Below are 12,872 nucleotides of genomic sequence, written 5' to 3' on the forward strand. Positions count from 1 at the left end.
TTAATTTTGCACGATTTTTTTGTCTGGTGAATGGTCATAAAATCAGTTAGGTTTCAAATTTTTCAATAGAATACGCAAATGCCGAAAGATTCTTCTATCAAATCTGTTCTTATTATTGGTTCTGGTCCTATTATTATTGGTCAGGCTTGTGAATTTGACTATTCCGGCTCCCAGGCAGCCCGTTCGCTGCGAGAGGAAGGTATCAGGGTAGTATTGATCAATTCCAATCCGGCTACTATCATGACTGACCCTATGATGGCCGATAAGGTATACCTGTTGCCGCTAACGGTAGAAAGTATAGAACAGATACTGGAAGAACAGCAGATTGATGCCGTACTGCCTACCATGGGTGGACAGACAGCGCTGAACCTTTGTAAAGAGGTTGATGAGCTGGGAATATGGCAGAAATACAATGTTCGCCTGATCGGTGTAGACATCAAAGCCATTGATAAGGCTGAAGACCGCGAACAGTTCCGTCAGTGGATGATTCGACTGGGTGTACCCGTTGCGCCGGCCAGAACCGCTAATTCCTTCCTTGAGGGTAAAGAATTCGCACAGGAAATAGGATTCCCGCTGGTAATCCGTCCTTCCTTCACCCTGGGTGGCACCGGAGGCGGTTTCGTACACAGCAAGGACGAACTGGACGAAGCACTGCAGCGTGGTTTGCAGGCGTCTCCCATCCATGAAGTACTCGTAGAAAAAGCAGTACTGGGATGGAAAGAGTTCGAACTGGAACTGCTGCGCGACGCCAATGATAACGTGGTGATCATTTGTACTGTAGAGAACCTGGACCCAATGGGCGTCCATACTGGTGACTCTATCACCGTGGCGCCAGCGATGACCCTGAGCGATACCGCTTTCCAGGACATGCGTAACAAGGCCCAGATGATGATGCGCGACCTAGGTAACTTTGCCGGTGGTTGTAACGTACAGTTCTCATTGAACCCTGAAAACGAAGAGCTGATCGCGATCGAGATAAACCCTCGTGTAAGCCGCTCTTCTGCACTGGCATCCAAAGCTACCGGTTATCCTATCGCCAAGATCGCTGCGAAACTGGCTATCGGTTATACACTGGATGAACTGGAAAACCAGATCACCAGAACTACTTCCGCTTTCTTTGAACCTGCGCTGGACTACGTGATCGTAAAGATGCCGCGCTGGAACTTCGATAAATTTAAGGGTGCTGACCAGACCCTGGGGCTGCAGATGAAATCAGTAGGTGAAGTAATGGCGATCGGCCGTACCTTCCCTGAAGCGCTGCAGAAAGCCTGCCAGAGCCTGGAAAACGATGCACTGGGCCTCGGTTACTACGGTAAGTCTGCCATGAAGAGTGAGCAGTTGCTGGAAAGACTGAAGACGCCTACCTGGGACCGTATCTTCCGTATCAAAGATGCCCTGATGGAAGGTGTTTCTGTGAAACACATCCACCAGATGACCTATATCGACAAGTGGTTCCTGAACCAGATCAACGATATCGTGAACATGGAAAAGCAGCTGCAGGAACATGATCTGGATACCATTCCAAAAGAACTGCTGAGTGATGCCAAGAAAATGGGCTTCTCCGATATGCAGCTGGTACACCTGTTTGGCAACTGTGAAGAACACGAAGTATACGAAAAACGTAAAGCACTGGGCATCACCCGTACCTATAAGATGGTGGATACCTGCAGTGCTGAGTTTGAAGCGATCACGCCTTACTTCTACTCTGCCTTCGATACTGAAAACGAAAGCAAACCTTCAGATAAAAAGAAAGTAATCGTACTGGGCTCCGGCCCTAACCGTATCGGTCAGGGTATCGAATTCGACTACTGCTGTACACACGGCTTACAAGCCATCCAGGAAGCAGGTTTCGACGCTATCATGGTGAACTGTAACCCTGAAACGGTATCAACCGACTTCGACATGGCTAACAAGCTATACTTCGAGCCGGTATTCTGGGAGCATCTGTGGGAGATCATCGAACTGGAAAAACCGGAAGGTGTGATCGTACAGCTGGGTGGACAAACAGCACTGAAGCTGGCAAAACGCCTGGAGGAAAAAGGAATTAAGATCATCGGTACTTCTTTCGATAACATGGATATCGCTGAAGACCGTGGCCGTTTCTCAGATCTGCTGAAAGAACTGAAGATCCCTTATCCTAACTACGGTACTGCTTACAATACAGACGAAGCCATAGAAGTAGCAAAAGAAGTAGGTTATCCGGTACTGGTACGCCCATCCTATGTATTAGGTGGTCAGCGTATGCGTATCGTGATCAACGAAGAAGAACTGGAATCATCTGTACTCAGCCTGCTGAAGCACTTGCCGGGTAACAAGATCCTGATCGACCACTTCCTGGACCGTTGCCAGGAGGCAGAGATCGACGGTATCTTCGACGGCGAGAACTTCCATGTAATGGGTGTGATGGAGCATATAGAGCCAGCTGGTATCCATAGTGGCGACAGTAACGCGGTACTGCCCGCGTTCAACCTGAGCCCAATGGAAGTAACCACCATGGAATACTATGCAGAAAAGATTGCCCGTGCATTGGACATCCGCGGTCTGATCAACATTCAGTTTGCTATCAAGGGTGGAAATGTATACGTGATCGAAGCTAACCCGCGCGCTTCCCGTACCACACCGTTCATCGCGAAGGCATACCAGGTACCTTACCTGAATATTGCTACCAAAGTAATGCTGGGCGTGAACAAACTGACAGATTTCGTGATCGAGAAGAAACTGGACGGTTTTGCAATCAAGGAACCAGTGTTCTCTTTCAATAAGTTCCCGGGCGTGAATAAGGAACTCGGCCCTGAAATGAAATCTACCGGTGAAGCGATCCGTTTCATCAAAGATCTCAGGGACCCTTATTTCAGGACCCTGTATAAGGAGAAGAGCATGTACCTGAGTAAATAAGCGCGTACATCTTAATCATACTAAAACGGACGTATCAGATAACTGATACGCCCGTTTCTTATATAATCTTCACCTGTTCATATTAAGATCAAGTCCAACTCAAAGCCATGTCAAAGGCATGCTTAAGCCGTGTCTGATGTAGGGCGAAGGCCCGGTTCTCTCACGGAAAGCCAACCCTATTCCTCCCATGTTAAGATAATATCACTTTTGGAATGCCTTACGTCCATGGCGGATGTCCAGGCCAGACAGCTTTATTCTGCTCTTACAGGTCCGGCTGGCTTCTTCATAGCAGGCGTGTCTTTGATCTCTTTCATCAGCAGTTCCACCGTCTTTTCCAACTGCGGATCTTTGCCTGCAATAACATCGGCCGGTGTCATCTCTACTTCAACATCCGGCGATACCCCTTTGTTTTCGATGATCCATTTGCCGTCTTTACTGAAGATGCCCAGTCGTGGTGCAGTCACGAAACCACCATCCATCAGCTGCGGATAATTGTAGATACCCACCAATATACCCATGGTAGTAGTACCTACCAGTGGTCCTAGTTTCTTTTCATGGAACATGAACGGCATCAGATCGCCGCCGGAGCCCGCATAACCGTTGATGATCATGGCTTTCGGGCCGAATATGGCATTACCTGGAGTAGTCATCGGCTGGCCTTCGCGGGTACCCCAATAGTTCAGCAGGTCACGGTTCAGCAGGTCTATGACATAGTCTGCGGCTGATCCACCGCCATTAAAGCGCTCGTCTACGATCACACCTTTCTTATCCAACTGGGAGAAGTAATAACGGTTGAAATAGTTATAACCGTCACCTCCGGTATTAGGCATGTAGACATAAGCCAGTTTACCATTACTCAGCTGATCCACCTTTTTACGATTGCCTTCCAGCCAGTTCATATGGCGCAGCATCACCTCATTGGTGACAGGTACGACGGTATATTCCTTCGCACCACTCGTATCCGGCCGCTGATTGACAAGTATGCGTACCTGCTTGTTGGCAGTGGCCTGGAACAGGCTGTAAAGGTTGGTCTTAGCATCCAGCGGAATACCATTTACTGCAAGCAGATAGTCCCCTTCTTTCACATTGATACCGGGTTGTGTCAGCGGTGCCTGGAATTGTGGATTCCAGTTTAATCCCGAATAGATCTTCGCAAAGCGGTAATGGCCATTCTCAATACTGTAATCGGCGCCCAGCAGGCCTACAGATTCAATGACCGGTTTCGGAAAATCTCCCTGGCTGACATAGCTATGGCCTATTACCAGTTCCCCCATCATTTCGCTGAAGAGGTAGTTGAGGTCATCTCGGTGTCCTACATAAGGAAGGAAGCGCTGGTATTTCTTTTTCACGGCTTTCCAGTCGGCGCCATGCATATTATCTACATAAAAGAAATCACGTTCTATACGCCATAGTTCATCAAACATCTGGTTCCACTCAGCAGCAGGATCTACCAGCGTACGGATATTGCCAATGTTCAGGGTGCCTTCTCCCGCATTTGCTTTGCTGGCAGTACCCACAATGCCCGCCGCTGTAGATGTAACATACAACAGTTTCTCTCCATTCTGACTCACAGCATAGCTGTTAATGCCGCTCATAAGCACATCACTTTTGCGCTTCGCGATATCGTAACTGTAAAGAGTGTTATCAGACAGGTACAACAGCTTGCCATTCACAAAGCCATTCAGTTGCCTGTAACTTTGCGCCGGCATTGGAAGTGCCACTATGCGCTGGTCAATATTCTCCAGGTCTATGCGTGTCAGCTTGGAGGTATCTTTAGCAGCTTCTTTTTTCTCCTGTTCCTCATCACTCTCCGGAGCGAGCGGAGATGGCAGGTTGTTGGCCAGCACCACAACATAGATATTGCTCAGCGTATTCCGTTCGTAAGAGCTCATATCCAGCCAGCCCGTATTCTGTGCATAATTGGTGCTTGCATAGAAGAACAGGTATTTGCCATCCTTGCTGAATACCGGCTCATTAGCCTCACTACGGCCATCAGTGAGTTGATTGCTTTTCTTGTCTGTAAGGTTGTACAGGAAGATCGCCTGCAGGTTGTTAGGGAGCCTTTTGTTATAAGTGATCCAGCGGGAGTCTGGGCTCCATTTGGCGTCGAAGTCCTGGTCGGGACGATCGTAGGGATCCTCATCTATCACAGAGATCTTCCTGCTGTCCACCTCCACGTACAAGAGGCGCAGACGTTTATCCCGGAATACGATCTTTTTACTATCCGGCGACCAGACAGGGCTATAATAGAAGCCTGGTTCCAGTGGAATGATAACAGCGGGTTTCTCTCCCTTCTGATCACGGATATGCAGCGCATACTCACCACTGGCATCAGAGAAATAGGCAATGGATTTACCATCTGCAGACCATGCCGGTGTACGTTCGTGAATACCGGGAGTAGCGGTAAGATTACGCAGATCACCCTTTTCTGCAGGCAGCGTCAGAATATCGCCTCTGAACTGTACTACAGCCCTGATGCCCGTAGGAGAGAGGCTGATGCTGCCGAGTGTATTAAGAGAGGCATTAACATAATGAGGGCGCTTATAAGGCAGGTCGGGCTGCAGGCTGATGCTGAGTGCAGTGCTTTTGCCTGAAGCCGCGTCCCATTTGTTGATACGGCCGCCCTGCTCATATACGAGCGTTTTCCCGTCAGAGAAAAGTGTCTTTACATCAAAGTCTTTGTGGTTTGTTATCTGTGTAACTGTCTTGGTAGATACTGAATACCGGAAGACATTCATGGTGCTGTTACGGTCACTCAGGAAGTAGACGTCGTTGCCCAGCCACACCGGACGGATGTTATTGGAGCCCGCATCAGGGATCTCTGTTACAGCACTTGTCTGGTTATTGAAAATCCAGATACGTGGCATATTACCGCCCCTGTAGTGCTTAAACGGATGATAGGTACCGCCTCTTTCCGTTGGGTCAGGATTTTTGATATAGGCAGTGTATAATCCGTCAGGCGAGATGTTGCCCTGATGTGCCTCCGGCATTTTCAGCTTTACTGGCATGCCGCCGTCTATGCTTATTTCATACAGTTGCTGGAAGCGGGGCGAAATGGACTGACGGGTAGATGCGAAAAGGATCTTATCGTTACCATGCCATCCGCGTATGATATCAGCATCCGGATGGTAGGTAATACGACGGGGAATACCGCCTGTTGCAGGCACGACATAAATATCGACGTTGCCTTCATAGTTACCACTGAAGGCAATCCATTTGCCATCAGGCGATAACATAGGGTCCAGTTCTATATCGGGATTGACAGTAATACGCTGTGGGTGTTGCCCGTTTTCATCTGTGGTCCATATGTCGCCGGCGTAGTTAAAAGCGATCTGGTGTTGGTTGATAGATGGGGAACGCAGTAGCAGGGTTTCTGTCGATTGTGCGCTGGCTGTAAGGCAGGCAATACCTGTCATAAGCAGGGCAATAGGTCTTCTTAGCATTTTGTTGGTGTTAAACAGTTGATGTGTATGTACTAATTTATACTTTTTCCCGGGGAATAAAGGCGAAATAGGGGGATCTATAGGGTTGGTATTCGCTGGCGATTCGGGGAAGGCTATATCCTATAGGCCCTCTACTATAGCATTATAGGCACTTTGTATAGCGATCGCTATAGAAAAGTAGGTGTAATGTAGGACTAGAGCGCCTATATGTAGGAGCCTGTAGTATAGTCGGAGTGAATCTCAGGCGAAGCTGGGGAATATCGCCCGGGCAATACACCCGTTCCCGCAGGCATTTGCTACACTTGATAATTACCTTGAAGAAGTATTGGAACGTCTTAAAATAATCAGAGCCTGATGAAGATCAGGCTCTTTCTTTTCCCTCAAAATAACCATTAAAGACACGACTATTTATGTGTATAAATAGCGTGACCGGTAATGCAGTTTACTATAAATATTAAATATTAAAAAGATGTTAACTAATCAATAACAGATGTGGAAATGTATAATTTATTATGTTATTGTAATACAGCTAATTAATAATTATGATATTTTATGAATATGTAAAAAGCGTCCTATTTTAAAAATATTTTTTGCCCCATAAACTTATCAAGCGGGTGGATATTTATCATACCTTAAAAACATATTTCATGTGTGAAAAGCTTACTTTCATTACTTGAATTAGTTAACCATATTAAGTTGTCATGTTTGTAGCCTTTCTTAAACGTGCGCCATTTCTGCGCCTGATTTTATCCTTATCCGTCGGTATATCAATACAGTTATATATGCCGTTTAATCCGCTCATACTGCTTACTGCGGCGGGTTTGCCGGGAATGGTCTTATTGGGTTTCCAGAAACTGTCTTTTCGTTTCCGATATCAGTATGACTGGGTGCGGGGTATCGCATTACAACTGCTGATTGTTTGCTGTGGGAGTTTGCTGGTATATCAATCTGACATCCGTCGGAGTAGCTGTTATTTTGAGTCCCTGGCAAGGCCTGGAGACCTATTGCTGGTAATGGTAAATGAACCCTTACAACAAAGGCCGCGGTCTTACAAAACGGTTGTAGAGGTGCGCGACATCATACGTGACAGGACGAGAATCCCTGCAAAAGGTAAATTGTTAGTATACCTAACAAAAGACAGCGCCGCAGCAGGCTTGCGAGATGGCGACCGCTTACTCATACAAGTACAAACAACACCCGTACAACACAGTGGTAATCCCGGCGCCTTTGATTACCGCAGTTATTGCGCCAGTCAGCAGATATACAGGCAGGCATTCCTGCGATCCGCTGGGTGGAGGCTGCTGCCGGGAAGGGATGAAAATGCTGTTATACGATGCATATCGCGCTGCCGGGAATACTGTCTGCATACGCTACAACAATATATCGGCGGCCGGGAAGCTGGTCTGGCAGCCGCTTTACTAATCGGCTACCGTTATGATCTTGACAGGGAAATGGTGCAGGAATATACCAATACCGGCATTGTGCATATTATCGCTATTTCCGGAATGCACCTGGCGCTGATCTATGGTGGACTACTATGGATACTACGGTGGTGGCCAAAGCATCGCTTTTCGGAAGGGGGCAAAGGATGTCTTATCATCCTGCTGTTATGGGCCTTTACTTTATTGACAGGAGGGGCTGCTTCGGTACTACGTGCAACCGTGATGTTTACATTCATCACCGTTGGAAAATTTATGCTGAACCGGTATACAAACATATACAACACACTGGCTGCATCGGCCTTTCTGTTGCTGTGTTATGAACCACGATTGCTCGTTGATGTGGGGTTTCAGCTATCTTACCTGGCGGTGTTAAGTATCGTGATCTGTTACCGGCGAACCTATTATTTACTGCAAAGCAGTAACAGATGGCTGGATAAGTTATGGGATATGACAGCGCTGACCTTAGCTGCACAAGTATTGACGTTGCCTGTTTGCCTCTATTACTTCCATCAGTTCCCTGTTTTCTTTCTTCCTGCAAATATGCTGACGGTGCCCTTATCCACCATTGTACTTTACGGCGAGATCCTGTTGCTGATACTGGGCCGGATACCTGTACTGGCACAAGGTACAGGATGGGCCTTGCAGATGATAATGCAATGGATGAATAAGGCGGTTAGCTGGATAGGACACCTACCCGGTGCGCTGATCGCAGACATCAGCATGCATCCTGTTAGTATGATCTGCCTGTATATCTGTATCACCGGGCTGCTCATCTGGTGGCTCCATCGATGGCGACAGGGACTACTGGTGGCCCTGACTGGTGCTGCTTTCTGGAGTATAGCCCTGATGTCATTGCAGATAAATGAACAGTATCAGCATAAAATGGTTGTTTATAATATACCGGGACATACATGGGTGGATGTTATCCGGGCGCACCGGTTAACTAACGCCGGCGATAAGGAAGTGATGAGCAATGATTCACTATACAATCGCTATTTACGGCCGGCATATGTGCTGTATGGGATGAAACAGCGGCTGTGCACAAATGATGTTGTCAAGCCGGCATTTGCCGGCTTACAGGTCCTCTCTCTGGGACAAAAACGGCTGGTAATTATAGACAGCATCCTTCCATGGGTCATTCCGCAGAAAAAGTTCCGGACAGATTATCTTTTACTATCACATAATCCACGGGTGGATATCAGACAATTGGAAAAGATGTTCGAGGTAGGATGCTATATTTTTGATGCTTCCAGCAGGCTGCGGAACATTCAACAGTGGAAAAGTGATTGTTACGTGCTAACTTTGCGCTTCTTTTCGGTTCCGGATCAGGGAGCCTATGTTGTAAATTTCTAATGATTTCCATACATGCAAAAGCAAATTAAATCAGCGTTGATCTCCGTTTTCTATAAAGATAACCTGGAGAACATTGTAAAAAAGTTAGGTGAACAGGGTGTAACTATTTATTCAACTGGCGGTACCCAGAAATTCATCGAAGATCTGGGAGTGAAGTGTGTAGCAGTGGAAGAGTTGACAGCGTATCCATCTATTCTGGGCGGACGTGTAAAGACCCTGCATCCAAAAGTATTCGGAGGCATTCTGGCTCGCCGTGAGAATCCACAGGACCTTGAGCAACTGCAACAGTATGCTATTCCTGAGCTGGACCTGGTGATTGTAGACCTGTATCCCTTTGAGGAAACAGTGAAGAGCACCAAAGAAGAACAGACAATTATTGAGAAAATAGACATCGGCGGTGTTTCCCTGATCAGGGCGGCAGGCAAGAACTACAAAGATGTAGTGATTGTTGCTTCTAAAGATCAGTATGCTGATCTGGAAAAAGTGCTGACCGACAATGGCGGCGCTACCAGTGTAGAAGAGCGCAGGGCGTTTGCAGCAAAAGCATTTGAAGTATGTGCCAACTATGATGTGGCTATTGCACAGTACTTCCTGAACAATGAGCCTGCTGCTTACTTCCAGGTATCTGCTCCGCAGGGCCAGGTAATGCGTTACGGAGAAAACCCTCATCAGAAAGGTGTATTCTATGGTAACCTGTCTGAGATCTTCAACAAACTGCATGGTAAGGAACTGTCTTATAACAATCTCGTGGATGTGGATGCTGCCTGCCAGCTGATCCAGGAATTTACAGAAACCACTTTTGCAGTGATCAAACATACCAACGTGTGTGGTATTGCCAGCCGTCCTACCTTAAAGGCGGCATGGGATGCAGCACTGGCTGGTGATAAAGAAAGCGCTTTCGGCGGTGTACTGGTAACAAACGTTGTGATTGACAAAGTTACTGCTGAATCCATCAGTGAGATCTTCTTCGAAATACTGATCGCACCCGGCTTTGATGCTGATGCGCTGACTGTATTGCAGGCGAAAAAGAACCGTATCCTGTTGCAGCAGCTGCAGCCGGTGAAAGCACCATATGTGTATAAGAATGTCCTGAACGGCGTATTGCTGCAGGAAAATGATAAAGGGAACTACCAGGAATGGAATGAAGCAGGCGCAAGACCATCAACACCTGCTGAGAAGGCAGATCTCGAATTTGCTAACCTCGTATGTAAGCATCTGAAATCCAATGCTATTGCTTTGGTAAAAGATAAACAACTCATCGGTAAAGGTTGTGGTCAGACTTCCCGTATTGACTCATTGCGTCATGCCATTGCGAAAGCTGCCCAGTTCAGCTTTGATCTGAAAGGTGCTGCTATGGCTTCTGATGCATTCTTCCCGTTCGATGACTGTGTCCGTATTGCTCATGAGGAAGGTATCACATCTGTGATCCAGCCAGGTGGTTCCGTAAGGGATAATGATTCAATAGAATTCTGTAAGCAGAATGGTATGGTAATGGTGATGACAGGTACCCGTCACTTCAGACACTAAGCCTTTCAGCTTGTAAAAGCTTATAAAAAAGCACTGGCAGACGCCAGTGCTTTTTTGCTAAAAATTCTTTACTATTGTTCATCTAAGCTATGGCATTTTTACACCATAATATCATGAAGGATGCAGATGATGCAGAACTGATACAGGAGTTCAAACGCTCCGGTCAGCTGGATTATCTGGCGGCGTTATACCAACGCTACATGAACCTGGTGTATGGTGTATGCCTGCGCTATTTTGATGAAGAGGCCAGTAAGGATGCCGTTATGCAAATCTTTGAGGACTTGATCGTGAAGTTGCAGCAGCATGAGATTCAGAACTTTAAGAGTTGGTTGCATGTGCTTACAAAGAATCATTGTCTCATGAAACTGCGCTCCATGAAAAACAGGGAGGGAAGGGAAATTTCTCTCGAAGGACTCCCCGTTATGGAAAACGACTCTTTTGCACATCATGAGAACGGAGTAAGCATAGAAATACATCTGCAGGGCATGGAAAAATGCCTGGAAACTTTGCCGGAAGAGCAAAAGCGCAGTGTAGACCTGTTTTACCTGAAGGAAAAAAGCTATCGTGAAGTAGCAGATATTACCGGATATGATATGAAGAAAGTGAAGAGCTATATTCAAAACGGTAAGCGAAACCTGAAAATTTGTATGGACCAACAAGATGCCTGATAAGCACAGTCATATGAACCATAGCGTGGATCCTGAGCTGATCCGCCGGTATCTGGCAGGAGAGCTGGATAACAAGGCGATGCATGCTCTGGAGAAACAGGCCCTGGACGATCCGTTCCTGGCTGATGCGCTGGAAGGTTTTGCCGAGCGCAAACCAGATCAACGTGTTCATCTGGCTGATCTGAACAGACGTCTTGAAAGGAGAGTACAGGGTAAGGAAGAAAAGAAAGGAGGCGTATTTGTACTCAATTACCGCTGGTTGGCCGCTGCAGGAGTGTTATTAGTAGTGGGTACAGGATTGCTCTGGCTTATGCAGATTGAAAAACAAAGAGATCATTCCATTGCGTTGCAACGTGCTATGGTTTCTGACAGCTCTATTACAGATACACTACAGTATTATAACCGGGAAGAACCGGTAGCATGGGGAAAGGCTACTCCTGAGAAGCCACTGGCTGTGTCAATACCGTCAGATACCGCTTTGCTGGCCGCTAAAACTGCCAGAGCAGGTGCATTTGCCGCTGCCATGGAACCCTCTTTAGTCAATGCCAATGTGATGTGGAAAGATGACTCTATCAGGCAGCCGCTGGCCATAGCACCTTCCCTGGCCGACAGCATAGAAGGAAGGGTGGCAGCAGCTCCAACATATAAAGCAATGGAGGAGGAAATGGTAAGCAGAAGTCCGGTTGCCGTAGCTCCTGCTCCGGCAGCTCCGGCTATGACAACCCGTTTGATCCAGGGGAAAGTAAAGGCACCCGATAATGAAGGAATGCCGGGAGTCACCGTTAGAGTGGAAGGTACAGATAAAGGCGCGCTGACAGATAATCAGGGAAACTTCTCTATCCGCGTAGCCGATACGACAAAAGATCTGAAACTCGTAGTAGCTGCTATAGGGTTCAATTCAAAGAAGCTTGACGTAAGCAGGTCGGACAATAACCTGGATATCACACTGAAAGAACAGGCAAATGCCCTGTCTGATGTGGTTGTAAGCGGTTACGGTAAAAAGAGTGGTTACAGAAAAAAAGAAGGCTACAGCATGCAGCAGGAAAACGTCTACCAGCTTCCAATGCCTGTAAATGGATATGAGCTGTACAGGGAATACCTGGCTAAAAATGTACATTATCCGGCATCAGCAGCAGCTGCAAATATCACCGGGAGGGTAAGAGTATCTGTCCGCGTTATGCCCGATGGTACGCTGGAAGACATTAAAATAACAAGAAGATTACAACCGGACTGCGATGCAGAAGCACTGAGATTAGTGAGAGAAGGTCCGGAATGGAAACCCGCTTCCGATGGTAGGGCTACCCGCGTGCAGATAGATGTGCACTTCGCCCCTAAATAATTACTTATTTACTTTCTTTCATCGCCTTAATCAGCCGTCTTGTTCTTCTGTCTTCCCGGGAGTTCTGTAATGATATACAGGCCCAGATAGCTGCAGGTATCCAACCGATCAGCGTGATTTGTAATAGCAGGCACACGATGCCTGTGAGTATTCTTCCTCTTAATATAAAAGAAAGCCAGGGTAACAGTATAGCGATAAGTGTCAT

7 protein-coding genes are annotated in these 12,872 nt (G+C 47.0%); 5 read left to right on the forward strand and 2 right to left on the reverse strand.

Annotated features, from left to right (window positions below; all coding sequences use genetic code 11):
* Positions 1-78 precede the first annotated feature (78 nt).
* Positions 79-2,895, forward strand: coding sequence for a carbamoyl-phosphate synthase large subunit (gene carB, locus CLV42_RS02320; RefSeq protein ID WP_106600280.1), 2,817 nt, complete (start codon positions 79-81; stop codon positions 2,893-2,895).
* Positions 2,896-3,146: 251 nt separating this feature from the next.
* Here the strand turns inward: carB and CLV42_RS02325 are convergent, their stop codons facing one another.
* Positions 3,147-6,338 carry a S41 family peptidase gene (locus CLV42_RS02325; protein ID WP_106600281.1) on the reverse strand — a complete coding sequence of 1,064 codons (3,192 nt, stop codon included), beginning with the start codon at positions 6,336-6,338 and terminating at the stop codon, positions 3,147-3,149.
* Between the two features lie 782 nt (positions 6,339-7,120).
* Between CLV42_RS02325 and CLV42_RS02330 the strand changes: the two genes are divergently transcribed.
* From CLV42_RS02330 to CLV42_RS02345, 4 genes are all read left to right on the forward strand, one after another.
* Entirely contained in the window at positions 7,121-9,133 is a 2,013-nt protein-coding gene (locus tag CLV42_RS02330; protein WP_170117362.1) for a ComEC/Rec2 family competence protein, read from the forward strand.
* Positions 9,134-9,145: 12 nt separating this feature from the next.
* Positions 9,146-10,660, forward strand: a complete 1,515-nt coding sequence (purH, locus tag CLV42_RS02335; protein ID WP_106600283.1) for a bifunctional phosphoribosylaminoimidazolecarboxamide formyltransferase/IMP cyclohydrolase — start codon at positions 9,146-9,148, stop codon at positions 10,658-10,660.
* 113 nt (positions 10,661-10,773) lie between these two features.
* Entirely contained in the window at positions 10,774-11,328 is a 555-nt protein-coding gene (locus CLV42_RS02340) for an RNA polymerase sigma factor (protein WP_245901413.1), read from the forward strand.
* Between the two features lie 13 nt (positions 11,329-11,341).
* Positions 11,342-12,667: an energy transducer TonB gene (locus CLV42_RS02345; protein WP_170117363.1), complete on the forward strand. Its 1,326-nt coding sequence runs from the start codon at positions 11,342-11,344 to the stop codon at positions 12,665-12,667.
* A 4-nt stretch (positions 12,668-12,671) separates the two neighbouring features.
* Here the strand turns inward: CLV42_RS02345 and CLV42_RS02350 are convergent, their stop codons facing one another.
* A complete protein-coding gene (locus CLV42_RS02350; RefSeq protein ID WP_106600286.1) occupies positions 12,672-12,872 on the reverse strand; it encodes a YqaE/Pmp3 family membrane protein in 201 nt (66 codons plus the stop codon).

The sequence above is a fragment of the Chitinophaga ginsengisoli genome (assembly GCF_003014595.1).
GTDB classification, from domain to species: Bacteria; Bacteroidota; Bacteroidia; order Chitinophagales; family Chitinophagaceae; genus Chitinophaga; species Chitinophaga ginsengisoli.

Bases quoted from the DNA above. Each gene is read 5' to 3' on its own strand.
- CLV42_RS02325 (WP_106600281.1), bottom strand. From the start codon at position 6,338: ATGCTAAGAAGACCTATTGCCCTGCTTATGACAGGTATTGCCTGCCTT.
- CLV42_RS02350 (WP_106600286.1), bottom strand. From the start codon at position 12,872: ATGACACTTATCGCTATACTGTTACCCTGGCTTTCTTTTATATTAAGA.
- purH (WP_106600283.1), top strand. From the start codon at position 9,146: ATGCAAAAGCAAATTAAATCAGCGTTGATCTCCGTTTTCTATAAAGAT.
- CLV42_RS02340 (WP_245901413.1), top strand. From the start codon at position 10,774: ATGAAGGATGCAGATGATGCAGAACTGATACAGGAGTTCAAACGCTCC.
- CLV42_RS02330 (WP_170117362.1), top strand. From the start codon at position 7,121: ATGCCGTTTAATCCGCTCATACTGCTTACTGCGGCGGGTTTGCCGGGA.
- CLV42_RS02345 (WP_170117363.1), top strand. From the start codon at position 11,342: ATGAACCATAGCGTGGATCCTGAGCTGATCCGCCGGTATCTGGCAGGA.
- carB (WP_106600280.1), top strand. From the start codon at position 79: ATGCCGAAAGATTCTTCTATCAAATCTGTTCTTATTATTGGTTCTGGT.